Source organism: Kribbella antibiotica (assembly GCF_004349055.1).
GTDB classification, from domain to species: Bacteria; Actinomycetota; Actinomycetes; order Propionibacteriales; family Kribbellaceae; genus Kribbella; species Kribbella antibiotica.
This window is the reverse complement of record NZ_SMKX01000133.1, coordinates 1-25921: the sequence shown is the minus strand read 5'-3', so window position 1 is coordinate 25921 and position 25921 is coordinate 1. Positions and strand designations below refer to the sequence as shown.

Sequence of the window (25921 nt, the reverse complement as noted above, 5' to 3'; positions counted from 1 at the left end):
GGGGATGTTGGCGGTGGGGGTTTCGGTGGTTAGCCAGGTGGTTAGGAGGCGGGCGCCGGCGCCGGTGGCGCCTGCCGAGTACTCGTGGCGGTCGGCGGGGGACTCGGCGATGGAGGACAGGTCCAGGTGGGCCCAGGGGAGGTTGCCGGTGAAGGCTTTGAGGAAGAGGGCGGCGGTGATGGAGCCGGGGCCCTTGGAGGAGTTGACGGCGTCGGCGATGGGGGTGGAGATGAGGTCCTGGTACTGGTCGGCCAGGGGCATCCGCCAGAGCTCTTCGCCGGAGAGGCGGCCGGCCTCGGTGAGGTTGGCGGCCAGGGCGTCGTCGGTGGCGAAGAGGCCGCCGTACAGCATCGAGCCGAGGGAGACCTTGATGGCGCCGGTGAGGGTGGAGATGTCGACGAGGACGTCGGGCTTCAGCTCCTGTACGGCGTACGCGAGGCCGTCGGCCATCACCAGGCGGCCTTCGGCGTCGGTGTTCTTGACCTCGGTGGTGCGGCCGCCGAAGTGACGGATCACGTCGTCAGGCCGGTACGCCGATCCTGACGGCATGTTCTCCGCCGAGCAGATCAGGCCGGTGACCCGGATCTTCGCGCCCAGCTCGCGGAGCGCGGACATCGTGGCGATGACCGAACCGCCGCCGGTCATGTCGCGCTTCATCGACACCATGCCTTCGCGGGGCTTCAGCGACAGGCCGCCGGTGTCGTAGGTGATGCCCTTGCCGACCAGGACGACGTACGGCGTCTTGTCGGTGGCGCCGTCGGGGACGTAGTCCATCCGGATGAAGCGGGGCGGGCGGGTCGAGCCCTGGCCGACGGCGAGGATGCCGCCGAAACCGTCGGCGGCGAGCCTCTTCTCGTCCCAGACCGTCACCTCGAGGCCGGTGGACGCGGCGAGCTCGGTGGCGCGGGCGGCCAGCCAGGCCGGGTCCTTCTCGTTCGAGGGGGTGATCGCGAACTGGCGGGCCAGCCAGCCGGTGCGGCCGATCACGATGCCGCGGTCGACGACGGTCTGCCGCTCGGCGGTGGAGCCGTCAGTCACGGTGATGGCGCCGACCACCGGTTTGCCGGTGTCGACCGTCTTCAGGGTGTAGCTGAACGAGCCGAGGACGACGCCCTCGGCGAAGGCCTGCAGCGCCTGGTCGTCAATGCCCTCGGCAACGACCGTGGTGAGCTCGTCCTTGCCGCGACCGAACCGGGCGATCGCCGCGCCGGCGTGGCGCAGTTCCTTCGCCGTCCCGTCGCCGGCACCGACCAGCAGCACCTCGCTGACCTCGCCCGACAGCAGCGGGTAGGCCACGGTCGAACCGGCCGACGCGCTGAAGCCGGCCTCCTGCTGCACCTCGAGCAAGCGGTCCAGGTCGACCCCGAGCCGCTCCCCCGCCTCCTTCGCCGCGGCCGGCAGACCAGCCGACCCGACCACGATCACCCAGCCAGGTGCACCGTGCACCGGCAGACCGGGCTGCCAAGCCACGGCCGGAATCGTCGGGTACGCGAAGGTGCTGGTGCGGCGAGCCACTGGAGGGTCCTCACTGGTCAAGTGTCAAAAGAAACTGCTGGCCAACCGTAACGACCCCGGCTGGTGCCGCAAAGGGCACCCACCGGGGTCGAAGGAATGACTGGAGTGCGGAAGAGGCACCCCGGAGAGTCGTCAGCCGACGACAGCCTTCAGTGCGTTACCGAGATCGGTCGCCTCGTCGGCGTTCAGCTCGACCACGAGCCGGCCGCCGCCTTCGAGCGGAACCCGCATCACGATCCCGCGGCCCTCCTTGGTGACCTCGAGCGGACCATCGCCCGTCCGCGGCTTCATCGCCGCCATGCGCGCACCCCTTCCCAGTTCGGTGTTGAGCGACGACACCACGCAGCCGACCGTCGCCGGGGCCGTGCGGTGATGCGCCGTCGGCGCGTATCGCAGTGTGTATCTGGACCCATTATCCCCGATGACAGGCCGAAGGCGCGCACCATACGGCAGAGTGGGGTTTTGTGCACGCCCGTTCAGCCCTTTTCGACCTGTACGGCGACCACCTGCGCGCGCGTGGAGCGCGGGCACCGGTGGCCGCTCTCGTGCGCCTGCTCGCACCGCTCGGCGTCCATCCGCCGGCCGTCCGGACCGCCGTGTCGCGGATGGTCCGGCAGGCCTGGCTGGAGCCGGTCCGGATCGACGGCCAGCCCGGATACGCGTTGTCGGCCCGGGCGCGCCGCCGCCTCGACGACGCGGCCGCCCGGATCTACCGGACCGGGGCCGACGGCACCGATCGCGACGGGGTCCCGGGCTGGGACCGGCACTGGCATCTGGGCATCCTGCACGAGGTCCCGAACGCCCGCCACCGCGACCAGCTGGCCAGCCAACTCGCCTTCCTGGGTTGGGCTCCGCTGTCCGACGGCGCCTGGGTCGGGCTGCGCAACGACACCGAGGTCGACCAGATTCTCGAGGTCGAAGGGATCACCGCGGACCGGTTCCGGGCGCCGGTCGACGACGGTGCGATCGAGTTCGCCCGGCGGGTCTGGAAACTCGACGAGCTGGGCGCGTCGTACGACGCCTGGCTGATCGAGGCCAAGGCTCTGGTAGACGCGGCCGGGGACGGTACGACCGACGAGCAGGCGTTCGCCGTCCGCTCCGAACTCGTCCACGAATGGCGCAAGTTCCTGTTCCTCGATCCGGGTCTTCCGGCCGAGCTGCTCCCGGCCGGCTGGGCCGGCACCCGGGCCGCCGCATACTTCGATTTCCACGCCGAACGACTGAGCCCCGCGGCCGGGCGTTTCGTCGACGACTGCCTGACGACGCACTGAATTTCCTCACCCACTGTCAAGGAGCTGACCACGATGAGTGACTCCGTCACGTACGACGTGTCCGAAGGTGTCGCCACCATCACCCTGAATCGGCCGGACGCGATGAACGCGCTCGACATCGCGACCAAGGTGCTGCTGCGCGACACGATCCTGGCGGCGGCCGAGGACGACGCCGTACGGGTCGTGGTGCTGACCGGGACCGGGCGGGCGTTCTGCGTCGGGCAGGACCTGAAGGAGCACATCGGGCTGCTGGCGGCCAACGACACCGAGGCCCTCTGGAGCACGGTGCCGGACCATTTCGCGCCGATGGCGCTCGCGCTGGCCGAGATGCCCAAGCCGGTGATCGCTGCGGTGAACGGGGTGGCGGCCGGGGCGGGCGCGTCGCTGGCGTTCGCGTGCGACTTCCGGATCGTGGCGGAGACGGCCGGGTTCAACCTCGCGTTCACCGGGATCGCGCTGTCGTGCGACACCGGGATCTCGTGGACCCTGCCGCGGCTGATCGGTCAGGCGAAGGCTTTGGAGCTGCTGTACTTCCCGCGGACCATCCCGGCCGCGGAATCACTCGAGCTCGGGCTGGCGTCGTCCGTCGTACCGGCTGAGGGACTGGCGGCGGCCGCTGCTGAGCTGGCGAGCAAGCTCGCGGCCGGGCCGACGGTTGCCTATGCGTCGGTGCGGCAGTCGGTCGCGTACTCGGCGACGCACACGCTGGCTGAGTCGCTCGCGTTCGAGGCCGGAAAGATGCAGCTGACCGGTGGCACCGAGGACCACAAGAACGCGGTCTCGTCGTTCGTGGCCAAAGAAAAGCCGACCTTCACCGGGCGGTGACGGTCGGCTTCCTCACGTTGGTGGACTCCCCGACCATTTTCCGGTCGGGCGAGTCACGACCGGACAACCACCTGACAGCCGGGGAGTCCGTTGAACACCACATCACGTCACGTACCGCTTACACAACTCGTTCAGCCGTTTGTCTTTCAGTCAACGCGAATTGCACGATTTCGTGCGTTCTGCACGTGCATTTGAGCCATGCAAACGCCCTGGTCAGCGGGCGATACAGGTGGCCAAATGATCGTTCACGATGCCTGTTGCCTGCATCAATGCGTAGGCCGTCGTCGGGCCGACAAAAACAAACCCGTTCTTTTTCAGCGCCTTCGACATCGCGACCGATTCCGGGGTCGTGGCGGGGACGTCACCGAGCTTCTTCGGCACCTTCTGCTTGGCCGGCCGGAAGCTCCACAGCAGGTCGGTGAACTCGCCGTCGCCGAGCTCGAGCAAGGCACGCGCGTTGGAGATCGTGGCGTTGACCTTCAGCCGGTTCCGCACGATCCCCGCGTCGGCCATCAGCCGGTCGAAGTCGTCGCTGCCGTACTTCGCGATCGCTTCGGGATCGAAGTGATCGAACGCGGCCCGGAAGTTCTCCCGCTTGCGCAGGATCGTGATCCACGACAGCCCCGACTGGAACCCCTCGAGCGTCATCCGCTCGAACAGCCCGCGGTCGTCGCGGATCTCCTTGCCCCACTCGTTGTCGTGATACGCGACATACTCCGGCGCCGAGGTCGCCCACCCACACCGCGGTTGCCCGTCCTCGCCGATGACCGTCATGCCGCGACATCCTTGGCCGGCGGCAGATCCCCTTGCGTAATGACCATGGCGTCAGTCAACCCCACGCCACCGACAAAAAGTGCGAGCCGCTACTCGACCGCCGAGGCCTGGGCGTGGCCCTCAGTTAGGACGTCTGTACGACGACTGCTCGGGCGGCGCGCTGTGTCGTCCACCTTGGTCTGCCGCCGGAGGCGGATCCCAGGCCTGCCACTCCGCCGGCTCCTCACCCTCTTGCGGCTGCCCGTTGGCACCCTGGACCCAGTGCGGCGCTGGGGCCGGCTGTGCGCCCGCCGGAGGCTGCCGCGGGGGTGCAGGCTGCTGGTACGGCGCGTGCTGCTCCTCGGACTGCTGAGGCGCGGGCTGGCCCTGCGACTGCTGCTGGTACGGCGCGGCCGGCTGCTCTTGGAACCACGAGTCGCTGGCCGGCTGCTGTGCGGGCGCCTGAGGTGCGGGCTGCTGGTGCGATGCCTGCTCGGGGGTCTGCGGGGCGGGCGGCTGAGGCGCTGCTGCCTGCTCGGGCACCGGCGGTGCGGGCTGCTCTGTGATGCGAATGGTCGGGAGGCTGCCGGTGGTGGCTTCGAGGAGCGCGCGGGTCTCGGCTTGGAGGCGCTCGTACTCGTCTGCGGCGCTGGCGGCTGCTGGCGCTGGCTCCGGCGTGGGCTCAGCGGGCGGCTGCTGGGCTCCGGCGGGCTCCGGCCAGCTGAGCTTGGGTTCGGAGACCGAGGGCTGCTCGGCGGCCTCGGAGCGCTGTTCCTGCGGCGCCGGGACGGCGACAGCCGGAAGCGTGTAGCCGGGAGCCGCGGCGACGGGCGCGCGAGGCGGGGCTACTGCTCCCGGGGTGAAGCCGGTCGGGGCAGCGGCAGGCGGGGCCTGGGGAGACTGAGTCGCAGGGGCCTGAGAGTTGGCGGCCAGGGGCGCAGACGCCTGGGCGTTGGATGCCTGCGACTCGGGCGTCTGGTGGGTGACGGCCTGGGGCTCGGCTGTCGACACCTGGTCGGCGGTCGGCTTCTCAGCAGCACCAGCCTCGGCGGTCTGAGACTCCGGCATAGGCGTGACGTCGTCGATCACCGCGGGCTGCTCAGCGGTGGTGTAGATCGGGAAGTCGCCGCCGACGAGGATCGGCTCCTGGGAGCCGGTGTCGTCGAAGTCGGCGGCGGTGTAGCGGGTCCGCGAGGCGAAACCGTCGCCGTCGGGGGTGTCGAGGATGGGGGCGACCGCCCGCTCGAGGTCGGCGATCCGGCGGTCGCGTTCGGCGACCTCCCGGGCGACCCGTTCGAGCAGGGTGTCGACCTCGTCCATCCGGTAACCGCGGACGCCGACGGCGAACCGGACCGACTCGATCTCGGTCGCGGTCAGCGCCTGCCGCGCAGGGACAGTCATGTCGGGGCGGTCGTCGTACGCCGGGCTCATGGCACCCCAACGTCCCGAGGCCACTACGGCGACGGCCCCGATCAACAACACCACGATCAACCCGAAGAACCACATCACGGGACCGATCGTGCCATGCCGATCCAGTCAGCCGCTAAATCGGCGGGTCTTCGAGTCTCGGCTCTAGCTCCCGTCCGAGCCGAGCCGGCGCTCCTCGCGGCGTTCGCGGGCGGCCGGATTCTCCGCCTGGGCGACCTGGTCGGCAGCCGTCGACGCGGCCTCTTCGGCGGCGGCGTCGGCGAGCTCGGCGGACTTGATGATGTAGCTCACGGCCTCGTCCACGGAGTCGGTGATCGTGAACATGTCGAGATCGGCGGCCGAGATCTTCCCGTCGGCGAGCATCGTCTCGCGCAGCCAGTCGGCCAGCCCACCCCAGTACGACGACCCGAACAGCACGACCGGGAACGACGTCACCTTGCGGGTCTGCGCCAGCGTCAGCGCCTCGAACAGCTCGTCCAGCGTGCCGAATCCACCCGGCATCACCACGAACCCCTGCGCGTACTTCACGAACATCGTCTTGCGCGTGAAGAAGTACCGGAAGTTCATCCCGATGTCGACCCACTCGTTCAGGCCGTTCTCGAAGGGCAGTTCGATCCCGAGCCCGACCGAGACGCCACCGGCCTCGGACGCGCCCTTGTTCGCCGCCTCCATGACACCCGGTCCACCACCGGTGATCACGGCGTACCCGGACTCGACCAGCTTCCGCGCCAGCTCCTCGGCGGCGAGGTACATCGGGTCGTCCGGCTTCGTCCGCGCCGACCCGAACACGCTGATCGCCGCACCGAGCTCGGCGAGCATGCCGAAGCCCTCGATGAACTCCGACTGGATCCGGAGCACCCGCCACGGATCGGTGTGTACCCAGTCCGACGGCCCACGGCTGTCCAGCAGCCGCTGCTCGGAGGTGGACTGCTGCACCTGGTTCCGCCGCATGACGATCGGGCCGCGCTGCTGGTGACCGACCGCACGGTCGGGGTGGATCGAGGGTTGTTCTTCCATGTCCCCAGATTAGGACCTGGGGACGCGACAGACCCGCTTATGCCGGGTCGGTCAACCAACTCCTCAACCGTTGTTCACACAGCTCGATGTCGGCCTCCGGCACGAATTCATCCTGCTTGTGCGCATACAGGGGGTCACCGGGCCCGTAGTTCACCGCCGGTACGCCGAGCAGCGTGAACCGTGCGACGTCGGTCCATCCGAACTTCGGCTTCGGCTCTCCCCCGACCACCTGCAGGAACGCGGCCGCAGCCGGCCGCTCCAGCCCGGGCAGCCCACCAGGAGCAGAGTCCGTGACAGCGATGTCGTACCCGTCGAAGACCTCACGCAGGTGCGCCTCGGCCTCGGCCTCCGACCGGCTCGGTGCGAACCGGTAGTTGATCTCCACCGTGCACAGATCCGGTACGACGTTCCCTGCGACCCCACCGGTGATTGCGACCGCGTTCAGCCCCTCGCGGTACTCCAGCCCGTCGATCGGCACCCGCCGCGGCTCGTACGCCGCCAGTCGAGCGAGAATCTCTCCGGCCGCGTGGATCGCGTTGACGCCCATCCAGGACCGCGCCGAGTGCGCCCGCTCACCATGGGTGGTGACCTCGATCCGCATCGTCCCCTGGCAGCCCGCCTCGACCACGGCGTTTGAGGGCTCCATCACAACCGCGAACACGCCCTCAAGCAGCTCCGGGTTGGACTGGGTCAGCTTGAACAGCCCGTTGCGCTCGGACTCGATCTCTTCGCAGTCATAGAACACGTAGGTGACGTCCCGGTTCGGCTCGGTCAGCGTGGCTGCCAGCCGCAGCCCGACCGCGACTCCGCCCTTCATGTCGCACGCCCCGAGCCCGTGGATCAGCCCGTCCGCGCGGCGAGCCGGCAGGTTGGCGTTCAGCGGCACTGTGTCCAGGTGCCCGGCGATGACGATCCGCTCGGCCCGTCCGAAATCGGTCCGCGCCACCACGGTGTTCCCGTGCCGAAAGACCTTCAGATGCGAGTACGCCGAGAGCGCCGCCTCCACCTGGTCGGCCAGCGGCTCCTCGGTCCCACTGACCGACGAGATGTTGACCAGCGCCTCGGTCAGGTCGGGTCCGGACACGGTCAGATCAAGAGTCATGGGTCAATGCTGGACGAAGACGCAGAACTCGTTGCCTTCGGGGTCGGCGCAGATGTGCCAGCCGATCTCGTCGTCCTTGGGCCGCAGCAGCGTGGCACCGGCGTCCAGCACCGGCTGGAGGGCGGAGGCGGTGACATCCCAGTGCACACGGTTCTTCACGCTCTTCGGCTCGGGCACGGGGATGAACACCCAGTAGCCGAACGGCAGACCGGGAACGTTCTCCAGCCAGTACCACGGCTCGTCCGCCGAACTCTTGACCTCGCCACCGACCACTCCGGCCCACCACTCGGCCTGCGCCTTCGGGTCGACCGAGTCGACCACCAACTCGATCAGCCGGTACGCCGGGTCGCCCTGCCGCACGAAGCCGCAGAACTCTCCGCCCTCCGGGTCCGTCAGCACTGTCCAGTGCGAGTGCTCCGCTCGCACGGTCGCCCCGGCCGCGACCAAGTCCTCGATCGACCCCGTGTGCACATCGAGATGCACCCGGTTCTTCTCCGCGCGGACATCGCTGACTGTGTTGATCCAGATCGTCTTCTCGGGCGTGTCGCCGACCAGCACAGTCGGATTGTCGGCCGGCACCGTCAGCCCGAGCACCCCGGCCCAGAACGCCACCATGGTGCTCGTCGCGTTCGCGTCGACGCACAAGTCCTTGAACCGAGCCACCGTCATGCCATCAGGCTAACCACGCCGTGCCTCAAATTTGGGAGCTCGATCTGACTTAGGGTCGAGGGTGTGACTGACCTGCGGACCCGGCTGCGCGCTGTGCCGACTCTGACCGGCGCTCCCCCGCAGTTCGATCCGGCGGCGGCTCCGGAGTCGCCGCATGAGCTGTTCGTGGACTGGTTGCTGACTGCGGTCGATCAGCACGTGCCCGAGCCGCTGGCGGCCACCGTCTCCACGGTGCGCACTGACGGACGGCCGAACGCGCGGGTGCTGATCCTGAAGGACGTGACCGAGGCCGGCTGGCAGTTCGCCTCGACAGCGACCGCCCCGAAGGGCACCGAGCTGGCTGCCTCGCCGTACGCCGCTCTGACGTTCTACTGGATTCCGCTCGGCCGCCAGGTGCGCATCCTGGGTCAGGTCGAACCTGCTGCCCCAGACGACTCAGCACGTGACTTCTTGAGCCGGCCGGTGTCATCCCGCGCCATGGCACTGGCGGCGCGACAGAGCGACGTACTGGCTGATCCGGCTGAGGTTGCGACCGCTGTGGCGGAGCAGACCGCGAAACTGACTGCCGATCCAGGCCTCGTCGCCGCAGACTGGACGCTGTACACGCTGCGCGCTGACGAGGTGGAGTTCTGGCAGGCGGATCCGGACCGCCGTCACCTCCGCCTGCGGTACCGCCTGACCGATACCTGGACGAAGGAGCGCTTGTGGCCCTGATCGACGTGAAGACCGCTGCGGCTCGGCTGACCGAGCTCGTGGACGGCCTGGACGAGACCACCGCCCGCGGCGACTCTCTGCTGCCCGGTTGGACACGCGGACACCTGATCACCCACGTAGCGAACTTCTCGTACGCCTTCACCCGCCAGGTCGAGTACGCCCTCCGTGGCGAGCTCGTCGAGGTCTACGACGGCGGCCGCCCCGCCCGGAACGCTGCCATCGACGCGGGCGCCGACCGCCCGGCCGCAGTGCTCGTCGAGGACCTCAGCCAAGCCGTCACCGGGCTCCTGGCTGCCTGGGACCGCGTCGGCCCAGACGACTGGTCGCGGCCGATCTCACATCGCAACAGCACCCTCGCTCACGGCATCGATGCCACCTGGCGCGAGCTGGAGATCCACACCAGCGATCTAGGCCTCGGTGCGACGCCAGACGAGTGGCCTGCCACTTTCTGCGCCCATCTGCTCGACTTCCTCCGCCCTCGCACGCCGAAGGGCGTCCACCTGGTCCTGCAACCGTCCGACGGCCCGGTCTGGGAGGACGGCACCGGCGAGGAGCGCGTTCTGACCGGCACGCTCACCTCACTCACCGCCTGGTACGCCGGGCGCCCGACCACCACACCGGTCGAGGGCCCAGAACCAGAGCTCCTGCCCTACCCCTAACCGTTGCGCAGTGCTGCACATATCTGAATGATGTAGGCATGAATGCGCACTGGAAGTTCGTGCTCTGTGATGCCCTCGCCAAGGTGCACCCAGCCCAGGATCCGCGGCCGGCTGATGCGGCAACCCGGTTCTCGGCGTTCCTGGGCGAGCCGGCCTCGTTCCAGCTCGCCTATCGAGCACCGCTCACCCCGAGCCCACTCCACGTCCGAGTGGAGGGTGCCGCCGCCGACCTCGTCGCGGTGGCGAGCGTGGAGCTCGTCCAGTGCGATCTGCTCGCCTTCCCGGAGCACGATGACGGCTACCAGTGGGACGAGCCAGGGCTCTATCCGGATGTACTGCGGCCAGTGTCGAACGGAGAGATTCCGGTGCGGCCGGACAGTTGGGCTGCACTGTGGTTCGACGTCAGGACCACCGACCCAGCGCGGGCTGACGCTCATGAGCTCACAGTCGTGCTGAGCTCGGCCGGAACCGAGCTGTACCGACAGGCGGTGACTGTTGAGCTCACAGGAGTGGAGCTACCGCCACTCGACATCGTGTCGAGCCACTGGATGCACGTCGACGCACTGGCCGACCACTACGGCGTACCGGTTTTCAGTGCAGAGCACTGGAGCCTGATCGACCGGTTCATGGCTTCGGCCGCCGAGATGGGGGCGACGTCGCTGCTCACCCCGGTGTGGACGCCGCCGCTCGACACTGCGGTCGACTCGTATCGGACCGTCGTACAGCTGATCGACATCACTGCTACTGACGACGGGTACGAGTTCGGCTTCGACCAACTGCGGCGCTGGCTCGAGTTGTGTCGTCGCAACGGGATCACTGGCGTCGAGGTCGCGCACCTCTTCACTCAATGGGGCGCGAAGGCCACACCAGGCATTCTGGTGAGCGGTCAGCGCACCTTCGGCTGGGACGTCGACGCGACTGACCCGCGGTACCGGGACCTGATGCAGGCTCTGCTGCCAGCACTCCAGGCAGTGCTCGACGAGGAGTGGGACCGCGAGCATGTGGTCTTCCACATCTCCGATGAGCCGTCAGGTGAGGAAGGACTCGCCAGCTATCTCGCTGCGAAGGCATCCGTCGCCGATCTGCTGAAAGGCTGGACAGTCGTCGATGCGCTGAGCGAGCACTCGTTCTGGACCTCGGGTGCGGTCGAGCTGCCGGTAGTCGCGACCGACCACGTTGAGCCGTTCCTCGCCGACCGCCCGGAGCGGCTATGGGTCTACTACTGCGTCAGCCAGAACCGTGACGTCGCCAACCGCTTCATCGGCATGCCCTCCGCCCGCAACCGCGCCATCGGGCATCAGCTCTTCGCAGCCGGCGTGGATGGCTTCCTGCACTGGGGTTTCAACTTCTGGTACAGCCAGTACTCCGTCCGGCAGGTCGATCCGTTCACGGAAACCTCAGCCGGCGGCGCGTTCCCGTCCGGAGACCCGTTCATCGTCTACCCCGGCACAGACGGTACGCCGTGGCCGTCGCTCCGGCACCGGGTCTTCGCCCAAGCCATCTGGGACCACCGTGCGCTGCAGGCTGTCCGCACCAGCCACGGTCTTGACGCAGCACTCGACCTCATCGACCCCGATCGCTCACTGCGCTTCAACCGGCCGGTGCTCAACCCTGAGCACTACTACGAGGCCCGCCAGCGCATGGTCGCCGCACTCACTTGAGACCGGTTGTCTTCATCGCATCGACCAGCCGGCGCTGACCGGCCACAAAGACCACCACTGTCGGGATAGCCGCGATCACTGCGGCCGCGAGGATCAGGTTCCAGGCTGAGGCGTACTGACCCTGCATGCCGGAGACGCCCAGCTGGATGACGCGGAGGTCTGGGTTCCGAGTGATGGTCAGCGGCCAGAGGAACGCGTTCCAGTTGGCCAGGAAGAACAGCACCGACAGCGATGCAAGCGCTGGACGGCTGAGCGGGAGGATGACACTCCAGTACCGACGCCAGTAGCCGCAGCCGTCCAGGTCGGCTGCCTCCTCCAGCTCACGCGGGATGTTCAGGTAGTACTGGCGGAGCAGGAAGATGCCGAAGGCATGGAAGATGCTCGGCACGATCAGTCCGGCGTAGCTGTCCAGCAGTCCGAGCTGCTTGGCGACCAGGAACAGCGGCACCAGGATCACCGGTAGCGAGACGAGTAGCGTCGACATGATGCCGGAGAAGATCAGCCCACGACCAGGGAACCGCAGCCGGGCCAGGGCGTAGGCCGCCATCGAGTGGAAGAACAGTGCGACCACAGTGACCGTGATCGACACGATCGCAGAGTTCAGCATGAACCGCGGCATCGGGATCTTCAGCAGCACGTACTGGAGATTGCCGAGTGTCCAGCTCGACGGCCAGCCGAAATCGAAGACGTCCTCGGCCGGTTTGAGAGCACTGATCACAATCCAGAGCAGTGGTAACACCGCGATGATCGCGAGCACGTGGGCCAGGATCGGCAGAAACTTAATCCTCATCGAATCGGCCTCCTCGGGTGACGCCGAACATCAGGCCGGTACAGAGCACGAGAATCGCGACGACCACGGTCGTCAGCGCGGCGGCGTACCCCAGGTTGTTGAAGGTGAACGCCTGCTCGTAGATGTAGAGCACGACAGTGCTTGTCGCCCGGGCCGGACCGCCCTTGGTCAGCACGAAGACCAGGTCGAACGCCTGCAGACCAGTCACGGCACCGATCGTCGAGTTGACCACGACGAAGAAGCTGGTCGGGCGGAGCAACGGCCAGATCACAAACCGGAACCGTTGCCACGAGCTCGCGCCGTCGATCGCGGCCGCATCCTCCAATTCGCGCGGTACGTCCTTCAGCCCAGCCAGGAAAACGAGCATCTGATACCCCATCAGGAACCAGACGCTGATCACCACATAGGTGCCGAGGGCAAGCGACGGCGTACCGAGAAAGGAGACGTCGCCGAGGCCGAGTGGCGCGAGCAGCTTGGAGAGCGCGCCGCGCTTGTCCACCAGCAGGAACTGCCAGATCAAGCCGACCACAACGAGGCTGACCACGTTCGGCAGGAAGAACGCCGCGCGCACCCAGCCGATGCCCTTGAAGTGATTGCGGACCAGCATCGCCAGCGCAAAGCTGACCACGAACGCGATCGGGACAAAGGTCACCACGTAGACCGCGGTGACCTTCAGCGAGGCGAGCAGCTGGTCGTCGCCGAACATCAGCTTGTAGTTCGACAGACCGGTGTACTGATAGTTGCCGAAGCCATCGACCTTGAAGAACGCGACGCCGAACGCAAGCACCATCGGGATGACGACAAACGTCAGCAAACCAAGGGCATCGGGCGCAAGGAACGCGTACGCCGCCAATGCCTCCCGCCGCTTCCTGGTCATCGCACGCCGTCCCATCAGCTGATCGGCGCGCCCTGGTAGGTTTTCAGGAAGGTGTCGATCCGCCCTGCTGCGTCAGCCGCGGCCTTGGCCGGATCGGTGGCGTTCAACTGGCAGGCCTGGATCGCGTCGGCGATCGGCTGATAGACCTCCGGCGGGAAGCGCGGCTCAGGCTTCCCGGTCGGCGCGATCTCACTGACGAACTTCTTCAGCGCACCGTCGTCGAACGCACCCTTGGCATCGGCCGCCGCCTGGACCGACTTGCGCGGCGGCACGTTCGTCTTCACCACCGTGTTCCACTGCCGCTGCCGCTCGATCCCGGCCGCATCGGTCGAGCCGAGCGCCCACGCGATGAACTTGGCCGCCGCCTCCGGATTCTTGCCCTTGGAGTTGGCGACAAACGCCCAGCCGCCGAGGTCGGTCGCGGGCCGGCCGCCATCCGGCATGGGGTGCGGAATGACGCCATACTTGAAGTTCTTGGCCTTGGCGCGCAGGTCGGCGACCGCCCAGATGCCGCTCTGCTGCATCGCGGCCGCGCCGGAGCCGAGGTTCGAGACGACGTCACCACCGCCGTCACCGAGAGCCTTGCGCGGGGCAACCTTGTGCTGAATGGTGTCCTGCCAGAACTTCAACGCCTGTACGGCGGCCGACGAATCGAACGCGACTTTGCCGTCCTTGATCGGGGCGCCGTCACCTTGCCAGAGGAACGGGTACCAGGTGAAGTTCTGGTAATAGCCGGGCAGGGTTTCGAACATCACGCCGTACCGGTCTTTGCCGGTGAGTTTCTCAGCGACCGCTAGCGTTTGATCCCAAGTCTTCGGCAGATCGGCTTCGGAGAGCCCGGCCTTCTCGAAGGCAGTTTCGCTGTAATACATGGCGAGTGGCTCGATCTCCATCGGCAGGCCGTAGACCTTGCCGTCGACGCTGCGCGCCTCAAGCAAGCCCGGCAGGTAGTCAGCCTTGGACTCGGCCGACAGCGCGGAGCCGAGGTCCTGCAGGACATTTCCGTTGTAGTAGCGCAGGAAGTCACCCGGGCTGATCAGGAAGATGTCAGGGCCCTGACCGGACTGGAACGCGGTCTGCAGCGTGGTCCCATTCAGGTAGTCCTTGCCGGGGATGTAGCGCAGCTTGACCTTGACGTCGTTGTTCTTGTTCCACTCGTCGACCATCGCCACGAACCACTTGCTCTGCGGGCCCTGATCGTCGGACGGGCCGTAGAAGTTCCAGAACGACAGCTCCTTGCCGTCGCCGGCCGAACCATCACAGGCCGAGAGCAGCGGCGCGGCGGCGAGGGCGCCCAGGACGGTACGGCGGCGAAGTCGCGCAGGGGAAGGTGTTGCGGCCATCAGCTGCTCCAGGGAATGTGGGCAATCGATTTCTCGCAATCTACGATCGAGGCCCGAGGTGGTCAAGAGCGGGCGCCGGGCCAATGTCGTCGACTCCGGGCTTTCTGCCCGCAGGCAAGGGATTCGACCATGATTGAACCGTTGACACTGCTCCACCGCGATCCCTATCCTGCGCCTACTCATTGGAAATCGATTTCTCAGAATCGGGGTGCCGGGATGCCCGTTGTGCCCGAGCGGGTGGAGCGTGGCCTGCAGGCGGCACGGATGGCGATCGAGACCGAGGCCGCGGCCGTGTCGGCGCTGGCCGACCGCCTCGACGGCGTCTTCCTCGACGTACTGATCGCTGTTGCGGCCTGCGAGGGGCACCTCGTGGTCACCGGTCTCGGCAAGTCCGGGCTGGTCGGGCGGAAGATCGCGGCCACGCTGGCGAGCACCGGCACGCCGGCCACTTTCATCCACTCCGGTGATGCGTTGCACGGGGATTCCGGCGCGGTCACGACCCGCGATCTCGTGCTCGCACTGTCCGCGTCCGGGGAGACCGCCGAGGTTTGCGCGTTCGCGCGGATGCTGCGGGAGCGCGACATCCCGGTGATCGCGATGACCGGCGCTGAGGACTCGACGCTCGCCCGGCTGGCGACGTACACGCTGGACACGATGGTGTTGCGCGAAGCCGATCCGCTGAATCTTGCGCCGACCGCGTCCACCACGGCGTCGCTCGCGATGGGCGATGCGCTGGCGTGCGCGCTCGTCGTACTGCGGGAGTTCAGTCAGCACGACTTCGCGCGCTTCCATCCGTCTGGTGCCTTGGGCAAGCGTCTGGCCGGGGAGGACCGGTGAAGTACGACGTGTGCGTGCTCGGGTCGTTCATGAAGGACCTCGTGGCGAGCGCGGAGCGACGGCCGATGCCCGGGGAGACGTTGCACGGAACGGGATTCGCGGAGTTCCTCGGCGGGAAGGGCGTCAACCAGGCGATCGCCGCCGCGCGGATGGGTGCGCGGACGGCGATCGTCGGGACCATCGGAAGCGACCGGTACGGCGAGGAGTTCGTCGAACTGCTCACCGGGGACGGCGTCGATGTGTCGCGGATCGTCCGGCACCCGTCGCTCGGGACCGGGGTCGGCCTGCCGCTCGTCCTTCCCGACGGCGGAAACTCGATCATCATCGTGTCCCGGGCCAACGCAGCGATCACACCGGCGGATGTCGAAGCGGCGGCCGATGTTCTGGCGGCTAGTCGCGTGCTCAGCGTTCAGTTGGAGCTGCCGATCGAGGCGAGCGCTGTTGCTTTGCAGCTGGCCGCGGCCGCTGGGGTGACGACGATCCTGACACCGGCGCCGGTTGGTCCGATCGACGTGCGGTTGATGGCGGACGTGGACATCCTGGTGCCGAACGAGGTCGAGGCGGCCGCGCTGACCGGGCTGGACTGTGACGACGAGACGCAGGTGCCGGTGATTGCCCGCAAGCTCGCGGACGAGTGGGATCTGCGGGGGTGCGTGGTGACGCTCGGGGCGCGAGGAGCGTTTGTGGTCGACCGTTCATCCGGTGCCGAGGTGTGGGTTTCCCCGCATTTGGTCAGAGCCGTCGACACGGTCGGGGCCGGGGATGCCTTCTGTGGCTCACTCGCCGCTTCGCTGGCATCGGGAGCAGACCTGGTGGCCGCCGTACGGCTGGCCAACGCCGCCGGCGCGCTGTCCACAACCGTGAACGGCGCCGCCGTATCGGCGCCCGTCCGCGCTGCGGCACTTGCATTACTGGAGCCTGACTCGCTGTGAGACCGTTTGGAGTTAGAGTTCGGTCCTCACGGGCCAACGATCTCCAGCAGGGGGCGGGTATGACGACGATCTACGACGTCGCGCGGAGGTCCGGGGTGTCCCCCGCCACGGTCTCCCGCGTGCTCAGCGGCCGGCGGAACGTGGACCCGGAGCTGTCCGAGAAGGTGCGCACGGCGGTGGCCGAACTCGGGTACCGCCCGAACGGCGTCGCCCGGAACCTGCGCAAGTCCCGGACGAACCTGTGGGCCGTGGTGATCTCCGATATCGAGAACCCGTTCTTCACCTCGCTCGTGCGCGGGCTCGAGGATGTTGCGCAGACCGAGGGCTACCACGTGGTGCTGTGCAACTCCGATGAGGATCCGGAGAAGGAGGCGGCGTACGCGTCCGCCGTACTGACCGAGCAGATGGCCGGGGTCGTGATCTCGCCGACCGCGACCGCCGAGGGCGTGCAGCAGCTCGCGGACGCGAATACCCCGATGGTTCTGATCGACCGCCGCGTCGAGGGCGTCGAGGCGGACACCGTGCTGGTGGACAACGAACACGGCGCCCACGAAGGCGTCAAACACCTCATCGACGGCGGCTACCGCCGCATCGCCTGCATCACCGGGCCGCGCAAAGTCAGCACCGCGATGGACCGCCTCGCCGGCTACCGCTCGGCCCTCAAAGCGGCCGGCATCAGCTACGACAAAGACCTCGTCCGGCACGCCGACTTCCGCGAAGCCGGCGGCTACGCCGCCATGGAAAGCCTCCTCGCCCTCCCCGAACCCCCCGAAGCCCTCTTCGCCGCCAACAACCTGATGACCGTCGGCGCCCTCGAATGCCTCGCCAAAAAAGGCCTCCGAGCCCCCCACGACATCGCCGTCGTCGGCTTCGACGACATCCCCTGGGCCGACCTGGTCGTCCCCAGCCTCACCACCGTCGCCCAACCCACCTACGAACTCGGCCGAACCGCCGGCACGCTCCTCAAAGACCGAATCGCCTCCCCCGGCCGCCCACCCTCCACCGTCACCCTCCGCACCGAACTCCACATCCGAGCCACCTCAGCACCTCGCAGATAACGACACCGCCGCGCAGCGGCAGCCACCCTTGAGCACCCATCAGTCACCCGACACCCGCCGAAACGCCTGAACCGTGCTCAAAGCCGTGCACCCGGCCCGCTTTGAGCACCCACCAGTCACTTTCCGGCCGGATCCGTGACTGGCCCGTGCTCAAAGTCGTACTGGCGCTCGGCTGCCGCGCGTCAGTTCGCGGGGAGCGTGAGGATTTCGGGGCCGGTTTCGGTGATGGCGATGGTGTGTTCGGTGTGGGCTGTGCGGGCGCCGGTGGCGCTGCGGAGGGTCCAGCCGTCGGGGTCGGTGATGAGGTCGGCGGTGTCTTGCATGACCCAGGGCTCCAGGGCCAGGAGGAGGCCGGGGCGGAGTTTGTAGCCTCGGCCGGGGCGGCCGGTGTTGGCTACATGGGGGTCTTGGTGCATGGTCGAGCCGATGCCGTGGCCGCCGAAGTCGAGGTTGATGGGGTAGCCGGCGGCTTTGAGGACGGTGCCGATGGCGTTCGAGATGTCGCCGACGCGGGCGCCGGGGGTGGCGGCGGCGATGCCGGCGGCGAGGGCGCGTTCAGTGGCGGCGATGAGGGCGAGGCTTTCGGCGGGCTGGGTGTCGCCGACGACGAAGCTGATGGCGGCGTCGGCGGCTACGCCGTCGAGGAGTACGGCGAGGTCGAGGGTGAGGAGATCACCGTCGGCGAGGGTGTAGTTGGTCGGCTTGCCGTGCAGTACGGCGTCATTGACCGCCGTACAGATGTAGTGACCGAACGGGCCGCGGCCGAACGAAGCCTCGTAGTCGACGTAGCAGGACTGCGCCCCGGCGTCGGTGATCATCGCCTTGGTCCACTGGTCGATGTCGAGCAGGTTGGTGCCGACCTCGGCCCGGCCCTTCAGCGTCTGCAGGATGGTGCCGACCAAGGCACCGGTCTTCCGCGCTCGGTCGACTTCAGCCGGACTCAAGATCTCGATCATGCAGGCGTCCCTCTCACGCAAACCAATAACTATCCCGGTACTATAATCCCTGTCATGGTCAGGTTGCCGCTCACCCCCACCGAGATCGAGCGTGGACAGCGTCTCGGCGCGCTGCTCCGTCGCGCCCGGGGTGACCGCTCGATGCTCGACATCGCGCTCGCGGCCGGGGTCTCCCCCGAGACCCTGCGCAAAATCGAGTCCGGCCGCGTCGCCACCCCCGCCTTCCCGACCATCGCGGCGATCGCCGACATCCTCGGTCTCTCCCTCGACGAGGTCTGGACCGAGATCAACCCACCCGCCAAACCCACCCCCCGCCGCAGCCGCGAACGCCTCGCCTCCTAGGCCGATGCCCCTTGAGCCTTGGCTGGTGGAGTGGTGCACCCAGAAGCTTGGTGCCCAGCCGGTAGAGGTGCTGCTCGAAGCCTCAGCGGTCAGTGAGGTGTGGGGGCTTCGCCTGGACGACGGGCGCGAGGTTGTGGTCAAACGACGACCGGATGCGAGTCGGCGAGCGGCGACCTGCCTGGCCGTGCATCAGGCGGTTGTTGAGGCCGGGCTGCCCTGCGCTCGACCACTGACCGACATCAGCATCGTGAACGGCCTGGCCGTCCGTGCCGAAGAGTGGCGGCCCGGCGGCGAGGTTGCTCCAGGCAACGACCCCCGTACGGCGGAACGTTCGGCCCGACTGTATGCCGCGGCGATGCGGGTGACCGCCGGCCTGCAGCTGACCCCACCGCTCCCCAATCCGGAATGGGTGCACTGGGATCACAACGGCCCCGGCGAATGGCCGCCGAACCCCCTGCACGACACCCGGCCGGGCGCGAATGAGCTGCCACCGGACTTGGTGGCGATCGCAATCCGCACGCGACAACGACTGCTGAACACCAACCTACGAAACGTCCTCGGCCACGCGGACTGGGAGGCACAGAACCTCCGCTGGAACGGCGAGACGCCGTACCTGATCCACGACTGGGACAGCGTGGCCTGGCTGCCAGAGGCAGCCTTAATCGGTGCCGCCGCAGGAGCCTTCGCCAGCAACCAGACACCCACCCTCGCCCCACTAGCCAGCTCAGAAGCGTTCCTGAACGTCTTCCCCCACCTAACACCGGACGAGCTAGAGGTCGCCTGGGCAGCCAGCCTCTGGCCAGCTCTCCACAACGCCCGCGCCGAGATCCTCTGGAACCAACCACCCGTCGCCCTCACCGCCCTCCGCGAGCAAGCCGAGGCCCGCCTCCACCGAGCAGGCGTACAGACGGACTGTTAGTAGTGCCCCGGGACTGACATCCACAGGCGTAGCGCGGGTGCGGAATCCATTGCCGGGCCGACTACTAACAGTCCTTGTGTACACCTTTCAGTGCAGGAGCTCGATCTGGGTGAGCGTGACCGGGGTGGGGAAGGTCAGGCGGTAGTGCTGGTAATCGCCGGGTGTCGGGATCTGGAAGGGGCGGACCTGGTGGCGCCAGGTGAAAATCTCACCAGCCCGCTCGTCCAGGACCGACCAAGTCGACCCGTCGACGGAGGCCTCGAGCCGCCAGCCAGTCGGGTCGCTGCCAACCGCACCTGCCGAGGTGAGGGTGTAGAAGGCGGCAGTGGCCGACTCAGCCAATGACCACGAGACAACGGAGTCGACGGAAGCCTCGGTCGCCGAGGTGTTGTCGAAGAGCGGACCTCCGGCCGGGATCAGATCGACAAGCGGCGCCGGCACCGCCGAGGACAGCGACGGCGGGGACTGCAACGAGCCCCAGTCGGACGGCTCGGCGCCCAGCACGAACTCAACAGTCGACGCAGCCTGCAAGGCAGCATCAGTGATCGATGCCACCGGCAACGACTTACCGTCGACCCGCACCTCCTGAACATAAGGGTGCGAAGCATCCGAGGCTGTGATCACCAACGGCGTACCGCCGATCGGCGAAACCGTGACGCGCGGGAACAGCGGCGACCCGATCGCGTACTCGGGCGCACCCACTCGCAACGGGTAAAGACCCAGCGCAGCAAAGAGATACCAGGCCGACATCTCCCCGTTGTCCTCGTCGCCCGGATATCCCTGGCCGATCTGCTCCCCGACGTACAGGCGGTCGAGGACTTCGCGCGCGATGGCCTGCGTCTTGTGCGGAGCGCCCGCGTAGTTGTACATCCACGCGATGTGATGCGCCGGCTGGTTGCTGAAACCGAACTGCCCCATCCGGACGGCCTGCGCCTCGAGCATCTCGTGGATGACGATGTCGTAGGTGCCCTTCTTGGTCGCCAGTTCCGGCGTCGCGAAGAACTCGTCCAGCTTGGCCTCGAGCCCGGCCGGACCGCCGTACAGACCGGCCAACCCCACCGGGTCATGCGCGACATGGAAGGCGAAGTTCCATCCGTCGGTCTCGGTGAAGTCGCCGCCCCATTCGCACGGGTCGAACTCCTCCGGCGTCTGAGCGAACTCCCCATCGGCCCGGCGGCCCTGGAAGAAGTTGATCGCCGGGTCGAACAGCAGCACGTAGTTCTGCGAACGCCGATACAGGTACGCCGCTTCCTCGCGCAACCGCTCTCGCCGCTCAGCCGGAACAGAAACGTCATCAGCCAGCCGAGAAGCCATCGCCGCAAGCCCGAAGTCGTTCAGATACGCCTCGAGCGACCACGACACGCTCTCTTCGGTGTCGTTGCTGACATACCCGTTGAAGAACCCGGTCGTGGCCCCCTTCCGCCCAACCTCCGTCTCCGTCGGTACGACGGTCGCGTTCCGCAGCCCCGCGTCATACGTGGCCAGCGGATCCGGCAGCTCGACCCCGCGCAGATAAGCATCCGCGAACGAGACGTCGGACGAGGTCCCCGTCATACAGTCCGCATACCCCGGCGACGACCACCGCGCGATCCACCCACCATCGCGGTACTGCTGCACAAACCCGTCCACCAGCTCAGCGCTCAGCGTCGGGTAGAGGAACGCGTACGCCGGCCACGCCGTCCGGTACGTGTCCCAGAAGCCGCTGTTCACATACATCTTCCCGGGCTTCACCACCGCCTTGCCGTCGACGGTCGGGGTGACCGGACTGGCATACCCGTACGACGGCTCCTCGGCCGTGCCCGTGTTCTCGAAGTGCGAGTTCGGGTAGAGGTTGAGTCGGTAAAGGTTGCCGTAGACCGTGCGCAGCTGCGGTTCGGTCGCGCCCTCCGGCCGGATCACCGCCAGCCGCTCGTTCCAGATCGCGTTGGCAGCCTGCTGAATCTCCTCGAACGACCGGCCCTCCAACTCCAGCGACAAGTTGTGCTGGGCTTGTTCCACACTGATGAACGACGTCGCGATCCGCAGCGTCACCTCGTCAACGTCAAAGGTGCAGGCCCGCGCATTCGCCCGCCCGCCGTCGGCCGCGCCAAAGGTCGCGACTTCCGAAAACACGCCGTAGCAGAACATCCGGGTCCGCCCGGCCTCCGCGCCGTTCTCGACCCAGCCCGTCAACGCGCCGCCGTCGTAGGCGAAGGAACCGTTCTCGTCGATCGTGTCGAAGACCAGGTGCCGCCCTGCAGCATCGGAAGGAAAGCTGAAGCGGAAGATCGCGCCATGATCCGTCGGCGCCAACTCAGCCGACAGGCCGTTCGTGAAGCGCACCGAGTAGAGATCCGGCCGCGCAACCTCGTCATCGTGCCTGAACGCCGCGGCCCGCTGCTTCGGGTCGCCCAGGGGCGTAGCCGCGGCAACCGGCATGATCGTCAGCTGATCCCGGTCGCCCATCCACGGGCTCGGCTGGTGCGAGAACGTCAACCCCTGCAGCTCAGTCAGGTTGTCGGCGTTGTTCAGCCGGTGATACTCATACGCCCACCGGTACGTCGACGCGTCCGTCACCGGCGTGATGAAGTTGAACCCGTTCGGCCAAGCCGTGATCGGCAAGTTGTTGCCGCGGGAAAACGCGAAACTCGTGTTGGTCCCGCGCCGGGAATCGACATACGCCGCCAGGTCCGACCCATCGAGTCGCGGCGGAGCCGGTCCGAGCTCGACATCGTCGATCCACCCCGCGAACGCCGTACCGGAGGTCGGTGCGTCAACAGTCAGTACGACGTCCGCGACCGTCTTGCCGGCCGCGACATCGAGACCCACCTGGACGTCGTTCCACTGGTTGGCGTAGAGGACCTTCGCAGCTCCCTGCCCAGACGCGTGGAAGGCATTCCCGTACTGATCGGTCGCGCCGACCTCCGACAACCGCGTCCCGTCGGTGAACACGAGGTCCACCGCGACGTACGTCGCGTCGTACTCGAGCCGCTCGTCCAGCTCCGGATACACCTTGTAGCGCAACCGTTCACCCCGCTCGACCACCCCCGCGGTCACGCTCAGCGATACTGCGTGCCGCTCACCGGTTGTCCCGGCGTAACGGACCGCATCCACGCTACTGAAACCCGCCTGCGGGCTGGTCGGGCCACCCGGCCCTCCACCTGTCTCAAGGATCACGGCGGCAATGTTAGAACATTTCAGTGCGGCGGGTCAGGGGGTACGTTTCCATCTCGAATCCAGGCCACGTAGTCCCGAGCGGCCTCAGCGTCCGGCCGCAGCCGCAACCCGGCTTCCAGCGCCCGCGCGTTGTCCAGCTGGAAGAGCCCGTCATCCTCCAGATGAAAGCGATCGACGGCAGGCTCCCAGTCCATCGGCAGTGCAGCCGGTACGACGGACTGCCAGGCCGCGGCGAGTTCGGCCATCGGCTGCGACGGCCCGACGACGTTGAACGCCCCGGACACTTCCAGCAGCAGGAAATCGGCCAGGTCCCGCGCATCGACGTACTGGACCGGTTGGCCGGGCCGCGCCGCACACTCCATTCGGGTGCCCTGGGCAAGCGCCGTACCCCAGTTTCCGAAGTCCGGGTTGTAAGGCCCAACCACAAACCCCGACCGTACGGCGGTCGTCCGCGACCCGAAGGTGGCTGCGAGCAACGATTCGCAGCGAACCTTCGACGGCCCGTAGAGGTCCATCCTGAACTCGTTGTCCGGGGCACCAACCGGCCAAGGCAACAACGCCCCCGACTCGTCCTGTCCGGGCGTCACCTTGTCCGTATACACCCCGATCGTGGACATGAAGGTGTAGTGGCCGACCCGGTCCCGCAGCACCTCGGCACTCAACCCCACATCGCGCACGACGAGCCCGGACATGTCGATCACGCGGTCCCACTCGCCCGCGGCCAGCGCTGACGGATCAGCACGGTCGCCGACGATGCGCCGTACATCGGGGAAGAGCGAAGGGTTCGTCGTACCGCGGTTGAAGAGCGTGACGTCGTGCCCCAAACGCAGCGCCGCCTCGACAACGTGCCGGCCGAGGTTCTTCGTGCCGCCGAGAACGAGCAGCCTCATGACAGCTGCTCGACGAGATCGGTGAGCTCAGCCAGCAGCGGATCAACCCAACTCGCCGATTCGGGGATGGTCTGCAAACCCTCGGTGATCAGGAAATTCAGCGCTCGCAGGCAGAAAGCCCCTCCTCCGACCAAGAACTGCCGGTCGACGAGGAACGGATCAGCACCCGAAACTGCGACGTACTCGGCAACTATCGACCCGCGGTCGTGGCCGAGGGCAACGGCCTCGCGGATCAGCGTGTAGAGGTCACTCAAGTGCGGTGCGAGATAGGTGAGCGGCCAGTCGACGGCAGTCCAGCGGACTCCATCGGTGACCAGGTTCTTCGGGACGAAGTCTCCGTGGACCACCCGCGACGGCGCCTCCCGATGCAACCGATCCAACGCCTCCGTCAGCGGTGCGACGTCGACGCCGATCCGATCCGCCAGTTCTTTGGCGCGCTCGGGCGGGAAACCGCTCGGCCCGGTGGCAGGCGCCGTACGGATTGAGGCGAGCAGGCCGGCCGCGGCGATGAAGCCCTCGGCCGTTGGCTCCTGCTCCAGCGTCACTCGGCCGACATCCTCGAGCACCATGACCTCGCTGTCGCCGTACAGGAGTCGTGGCGCCGGCAGGTCGAACGGGATCACGAACCGCTCGTACGACGCGGCTTCGCCGGACTGGGTGTCGGTGCCGCGTTTCGCGATCACACTGCGCAGGCCGTACGACAACCGCCAGACCTCGGAGGACGCCCACTGGCGCAGTAGTTCGCCGTGCAATGCATCAAGCGAAGGTGCCTGGGTGGCTTCGAGGACGACGGGTGGCAGCCAGGCAGGAAGCATCGGACGAGTAGATCATGGCGTGCCGGATGCTTCCCAAGGGTTTAGGCCCTAGCTCAGCAGGCTGGGCTGGAACGAGCGGTAGAGCGCCGGCATGGCCTCGATCATGGCCTCTTCGTACTCGAACGGATCGTCGCGGACGAAGACCGTCGTCCGGCCGTCACCGCCCAGCTCGAACGAGTACTGCCCGGTCGCGTCGATACTCGCCACGCAAGCGAGCTGCTCGGTGTGCACCACTTTGTCCCCGGACGCGACGTCCGGCGCGGCGACGATCTCGTGCGTGCCGTCGGTACGACGTACCAGGACCTGGCCGGCTACCTCCATCCAGACCGCGGTTTCGCGGACCGAATGCCTGCGGTCGTAGAAATCGGCCATCGCGTCGGCCGGGGCATCCATGTCGAGGACTTCAAGTGAGCCTGAGCAAGCTGCCAGGTGTCGTCGGAGCCAAGGGTGCAGGCTCTCGACCCACTGCAGGTCTGGGAGGGTCCAGACGGTGTTCGGACAGGGGTAGAGCGACAGCGGCAGGCCGGAGCCGACGATGCGAGCCAACGCAATCGAGTCCTGCACGACCGCCGAAAGATGGATCCGGGCGACCTTCTCCCGGAAGATCTCCGGGGCGCGGTTGAACGCGACCGCCATCGGCCGGGCCGATCCGAACGACAGGAGGTGTACCGGTTCCGGGCTGTCCGCCAGAGCGTGAACGAGCAGGTCGATCCCCCGCTGCTGGGACGGCGGAGCGTCGTACATCCTGTCGTTGGAGTCGCGCATCCGGCCGGCCGGACCCCAGGCGACCGGGACGTTCCGCCCGAAGATCGCGTTCAGCCGGGTGACCACGGCCAGCCCGGGATCGCGGGGACCGTCCAGGATCACCGCCCGGAGGTCGACCTCGGGCAGGCCGAACCCCATCAGGAGATCGACGTTGTCGGACAGGTCCGTGATGCTGATGACGGGGACGGTCATCTCAGCCTCGCAATCCAGATGGGCTACACCTCAAAGACGTAGCCACGGACCGGAAAGTTGCTCAGCGCAGCCGACCAGTTTGTCCGCTGGAACGCGTACCCGGACCCCAGCCACTCACCAACCTCCCGGATCGCGCTGTCGCCAGCGGGCTGCAGGCGGGGAATCCCCGTGCTTGCCGAGGTTGGATGCTCCTATGGATGTCAAGCAGCGGTTGGCTTGGGGTTTGGTTGGCGTAGGACGTAGTAGATCTCGCGGGCGATGAGGCGTTTGAGGCAGCGGATGATGTCTTTCTTTGACAGGCCTTCGGTGGTGCGTTTCGCTGCGTAGGCCTGGGTGCGTGGATCGTGGCGGAGTCGGCTGATGACGATCACGTAGAGCGCTTTGTTGGCTTGCCGGTCGCCGCCTCGGTTGAGGCGGTGGCGGTGGGTCTGGCCA

At 67.4% G+C, this 25921-nt stretch carries 26 protein-coding genes; 10 read left to right on the top strand and 16 right to left on the bottom strand.

The features are described from left to right. Together E1263_RS32500 and E1263_RS32495 are read right to left on the bottom strand one after the other, a co-directional pair. The coding region (locus E1263_RS32500; RefSeq protein ID WP_132174391.1) for a leucyl aminopeptidase family protein at positions 1-1515 on the bottom strand (1515 nt) is incomplete at its 3' end. A 132-nt stretch (positions 1516-1647) separates the two neighbouring features. Continuing rightward, positions 1648-1815 (bottom strand): DUF3117 domain-containing protein, encoded by a 168-nt coding sequence (locus E1263_RS32495; protein ID WP_132174389.1) that lies wholly within the window; start codon positions 1813-1815, stop codon positions 1648-1650. 164 nt (positions 1816-1979) lie between these two features. Between E1263_RS32495 and E1263_RS32490 the strand changes: the two genes are divergently transcribed. After that, on the top strand, positions 1980-2786 hold the full coding sequence (locus E1263_RS32490) for a PaaX family transcriptional regulator (RefSeq protein ID WP_132174387.1): 807 nt from the start codon (positions 1980-1982) through the stop codon (positions 2784-2786). Positions 2787-2819: 33 nt separating this feature from the next. Further along, positions 2820-3611 carry an enoyl-CoA hydratase/isomerase family protein gene (locus E1263_RS32485; protein WP_132174385.1) on the top strand — a complete coding sequence of 264 codons (792 nt, stop codon included), beginning with the start codon at positions 2820-2822 and terminating at the stop codon, positions 3609-3611. Between the two features lie 213 nt (positions 3612-3824). On the opposite strand, the gene E1263_RS32480 is transcribed toward E1263_RS32485, so the two are convergent. The 5 genes from E1263_RS32480 to E1263_RS32460 all read right to left on the bottom strand — a co-directional run bounded on the left by E1263_RS32480 (position 3825) and on the right by E1263_RS32460 (position 8580). Continuing rightward, the gene (locus tag E1263_RS32480) at positions 3825-4385 is read right to left on the bottom strand and encodes a DNA-3-methyladenine glycosylase I (protein ID WP_132174383.1); all 561 of its coding nucleotides are present in this window, start codon (positions 4383-4385) and stop codon (positions 3825-3827) included. A gap of 120 nt (positions 4386-4505) precedes the next feature. Beyond that, positions 4506-5870: a DivIVA domain-containing protein gene (locus tag E1263_RS32475; RefSeq protein ID WP_238161732.1), complete on the bottom strand. Its 1365-nt coding sequence runs from the start codon at positions 5868-5870 to the stop codon at positions 4506-4508. A gap of 66 nt (positions 5871-5936) precedes the next feature. Beyond that, the gene (locus E1263_RS32470) at positions 5937-6809 is read right to left on the bottom strand and encodes an LOG family protein (protein WP_132174379.1); all 873 of its coding nucleotides are present in this window, start codon (positions 6807-6809) and stop codon (positions 5937-5939) included. Positions 6810-6846: 37 nt separating this feature from the next. Continuing rightward, positions 6847-7911, bottom strand: a complete 1065-nt coding sequence (gene dapE / locus E1263_RS32465) for a succinyl-diaminopimelate desuccinylase (RefSeq protein WP_132174377.1) — start codon at positions 7909-7911, stop codon at positions 6847-6849. A 3-nt stretch (positions 7912-7914) separates the two neighbouring features. Further along, positions 7915-8580 (bottom strand): VOC family protein, encoded by a 666-nt coding sequence (locus E1263_RS32460; protein WP_132174375.1) that lies wholly within the window; start codon positions 8578-8580, stop codon positions 7915-7917. Between the two features lie 63 nt (positions 8581-8643). On the opposite strand from E1263_RS32460, the gene E1263_RS32455 reads away from it, so the two are divergent. From E1263_RS32455 to E1263_RS32445, 3 genes are read left to right on the top strand one after another with little or no spacing between them, the layout of a single operon-like run. Further along, positions 8644-9294, top strand: a complete 651-nt coding sequence (locus E1263_RS32455) for a pyridoxine/pyridoxamine 5'-phosphate oxidase (RefSeq protein ID WP_132174373.1) — start codon at positions 8644-8646, stop codon at positions 9292-9294. After that, entirely contained in the window at positions 9285-9953 is a 669-nt protein-coding gene (locus E1263_RS32450; RefSeq protein WP_132174371.1) for a maleylpyruvate isomerase family mycothiol-dependent enzyme, read from the top strand. The genes E1263_RS32455 and E1263_RS32450 overlap by 10 nt, the downstream gene beginning before the upstream one ends. A 38-nt stretch (positions 9954-9991) precedes the next feature. After that, entirely contained in the window at positions 9992-11614 is a 1623-nt protein-coding gene (locus tag E1263_RS32445; RefSeq protein WP_132174369.1) for a DUF4091 domain-containing protein, read from the top strand. Here E1263_RS32445 and E1263_RS32440 read toward each other — a convergent pair. Genes E1263_RS32440 through E1263_RS32430 form a run of 3 tightly spaced genes read right to left on the bottom strand, consistent with a single transcriptional unit; the run spans position 11607 to position 14624 of the window. Then, on the bottom strand, positions 11607-12404 hold the full coding sequence (locus E1263_RS32440; protein ID WP_132174367.1) for a carbohydrate ABC transporter permease: 798 nt from the start codon (positions 12402-12404) through the stop codon (positions 11607-11609). The two genes, E1263_RS32445 and E1263_RS32440, sit on opposite strands and share 8 nt — an antisense overlap. After that, positions 12394-13281 carry a carbohydrate ABC transporter permease gene (locus tag E1263_RS32435; protein WP_202869155.1) on the bottom strand — a complete coding sequence of 296 codons (888 nt, stop codon included), beginning with the start codon at positions 13279-13281 and terminating at the stop codon, positions 12394-12396. The genes E1263_RS32440 and E1263_RS32435 overlap by 11 nt, the downstream gene beginning before the upstream one ends. A 14-nt stretch (positions 13282-13295) precedes the next feature. Beyond that, positions 13296-14624, bottom strand: a complete 1329-nt coding sequence (locus E1263_RS32430; RefSeq protein ID WP_132174363.1) for an ABC transporter substrate-binding protein — start codon at positions 14622-14624, stop codon at positions 13296-13298. A 216-nt stretch (positions 14625-14840) separates the two neighbouring features. Here E1263_RS32430 and E1263_RS32425 point away from each other — a divergent pair, with 216 nt between their 5' ends. Genes E1263_RS32425 through E1263_RS32415 form a run of 3 tightly spaced genes read left to right on the top strand, consistent with a single transcriptional unit; the run spans position 14841 to position 17451 of the window. Beyond that, positions 14841-15461 (top strand): KpsF/GutQ family sugar-phosphate isomerase, encoded by a 621-nt coding sequence (locus tag E1263_RS32425; RefSeq protein ID WP_132174361.1) that lies wholly within the window; start codon positions 14841-14843, stop codon positions 15459-15461. Further along, entirely contained in the window at positions 15458-16393 is a 936-nt protein-coding gene (locus tag E1263_RS32420) for a ribokinase (protein ID WP_238161728.1), read from the top strand. Before E1263_RS32425 ends, E1263_RS32420 begins: the two co-directional genes overlap by 4 nt. A 59-nt stretch (positions 16394-16452) precedes the next feature. Further along, positions 16453-17451 carry a LacI family DNA-binding transcriptional regulator gene (locus E1263_RS32415; RefSeq protein WP_132174359.1) on the top strand — a complete coding sequence of 333 codons (999 nt, stop codon included), beginning with the start codon at positions 16453-16455 and terminating at the stop codon, positions 17449-17451. A 182-nt stretch (positions 17452-17633) separates the two neighbouring features. Here the strand turns inward: E1263_RS32415 and map are convergent, their stop codons facing one another. Further along, complete coding sequence (gene map / locus E1263_RS32410) at positions 17634-18407, bottom strand: type I methionyl aminopeptidase (RefSeq protein WP_132174357.1); 774 nt, start codon at positions 18405-18407, stop codon at positions 17634-17636. 54 nt (positions 18408-18461) lie between these two features. Here map and E1263_RS32405 point away from each other — a divergent pair, with 54 nt between their 5' ends. Further along, positions 18462-18749: a helix-turn-helix domain-containing protein gene (locus tag E1263_RS32405; RefSeq protein WP_132174355.1), complete on the top strand. Its 288-nt coding sequence runs from the start codon at positions 18462-18464 to the stop codon at positions 18747-18749. A 4-nt stretch (positions 18750-18753) separates the two neighbouring features. Then, positions 18754-19668 (top strand): aminoglycoside phosphotransferase/kinase family protein, encoded by a 915-nt coding sequence (locus tag E1263_RS32400; protein WP_132174353.1) that lies wholly within the window; start codon positions 18754-18756, stop codon positions 19666-19668. An 87-nt stretch (positions 19669-19755) separates the two neighbouring features. On the opposite strand, the gene E1263_RS32395 is transcribed toward E1263_RS32400, so the two are convergent. The 5 genes from E1263_RS32395 to E1263_RS32375 form a co-directional block, all read right to left on the bottom strand. After that, entirely contained in the window at positions 19756-22824 is a 3069-nt protein-coding gene (locus tag E1263_RS32395; RefSeq protein WP_132174351.1) for a GH92 family glycosyl hydrolase, read from the bottom strand. 20 nt (positions 22825-22844) lie between these two features. After that, on the bottom strand, positions 22845-23714 hold the full coding sequence (locus tag E1263_RS32390) for a Rossmann-fold NAD(P)-binding domain-containing protein (protein ID WP_132174349.1): 870 nt from the start codon (positions 23712-23714) through the stop codon (positions 22845-22847). Next, entirely contained in the window at positions 23711-24529 is an 819-nt protein-coding gene (locus tag E1263_RS32385) for a phosphotransferase (RefSeq protein WP_132174347.1), read from the bottom strand. The genes E1263_RS32390 and E1263_RS32385 overlap by 4 nt, the downstream gene beginning before the upstream one ends. A gap of 48 nt (positions 24530-24577) precedes the next feature. After that, on the bottom strand, positions 24578-25486 hold the full coding sequence (locus E1263_RS32380; protein ID WP_132174345.1) for a hypothetical protein: 909 nt from the start codon (positions 25484-25486) through the stop codon (positions 24578-24580). Between the two features lie 200 nt (positions 25487-25686). Further along, positions 25687-25921 (bottom strand): transposase (locus E1263_RS32375; protein WP_165956610.1); only part of this gene is annotated, 235 nt, incomplete at its 5' end.

Bases quoted from the DNA above. Each gene is read 5' to 3' on its own strand.
- E1263_RS32495 (WP_132174389.1), bottom strand. From the start codon at position 1,815: ATGGCGGCGATGAAGCCGCGGACGGGCGATGGTCCGCTCGAGGTCACC.
- E1263_RS32445 (WP_132174369.1), top strand. From the start codon at position 9,992: ATGAATGCGCACTGGAAGTTCGTGCTCTGTGATGCCCTCGCCAAGGTG.
- E1263_RS32435 (WP_202869155.1), bottom strand. From the start codon at position 13,281: ATGACCAGGAAGCGGCGGGAGGCATTGGCGGCGTACGCGTTCCTTGCG.
- E1263_RS32415 (WP_132174359.1), top strand. From the start codon at position 16,453: ATGACGACGATCTACGACGTCGCGCGGAGGTCCGGGGTGTCCCCCGCC.
- E1263_RS32430 (WP_132174363.1), bottom strand. From the start codon at position 14,624: ATGGCCGCAACACCTTCCCCTGCGCGACTTCGCCGCCGTACCGTCCTG.
- E1263_RS32380 (WP_132174345.1), bottom strand. From the start codon at position 25,486: ATGACCGTCCCCGTCATCAGCATCACGGACCTGTCCGACAACGTCGAT.
- E1263_RS32460 (WP_132174375.1), bottom strand. From the start codon at position 8,580: ATGACGGTGGCTCGGTTCAAGGACTTGTGCGTCGACGCGAACGCGACG.
- E1263_RS32390 (WP_132174349.1), bottom strand. From the start codon at position 23,714: ATGAGGCTGCTCGTTCTCGGCGGCACGAAGAACCTCGGCCGGCACGTT.
- E1263_RS32480 (WP_132174383.1), bottom strand. From the start codon at position 4,385: ATGACGGTCATCGGCGAGGACGGGCAACCGCGGTGTGGGTGGGCGACC.
- E1263_RS32405 (WP_132174355.1), top strand. From the start codon at position 18,462: ATGGTCAGGTTGCCGCTCACCCCCACCGAGATCGAGCGTGGACAGCGT.
- E1263_RS32440 (WP_132174367.1), bottom strand. From the start codon at position 12,404: ATGAGGATTAAGTTTCTGCCGATCCTGGCCCACGTGCTCGCGATCATC.
- E1263_RS32470 (WP_132174379.1), bottom strand. From the start codon at position 6,809: ATGGAAGAACAACCCTCGATCCACCCCGACCGTGCGGTCGGTCACCAG.
- E1263_RS32475 (WP_238161732.1), bottom strand. From the start codon at position 5,870: ATGTGGTTCTTCGGGTTGATCGTGGTGTTGTTGATCGGGGCCGTCGCC.
- E1263_RS32485 (WP_132174385.1), top strand. From the start codon at position 2,820: ATGAGTGACTCCGTCACGTACGACGTGTCCGAAGGTGTCGCCACCATC.
- E1263_RS32425 (WP_132174361.1), top strand. From the start codon at position 14,841: ATGCCCGTTGTGCCCGAGCGGGTGGAGCGTGGCCTGCAGGCGGCACGG.
- map (WP_132174357.1), bottom strand. From the start codon at position 18,407: ATGATCGAGATCTTGAGTCCGGCTGAAGTCGACCGAGCGCGGAAGACC.
- dapE (WP_132174377.1), bottom strand. From the start codon at position 7,911: ATGACTCTTGATCTGACCGTGTCCGGACCCGACCTGACCGAGGCGCTG.
- E1263_RS32400 (WP_132174353.1), top strand. From the start codon at position 18,754: ATGCCCCTTGAGCCTTGGCTGGTGGAGTGGTGCACCCAGAAGCTTGGT.
- E1263_RS32385 (WP_132174347.1), bottom strand. From the start codon at position 24,529: ATGCTTCCTGCCTGGCTGCCACCCGTCGTCCTCGAAGCCACCCAGGCA.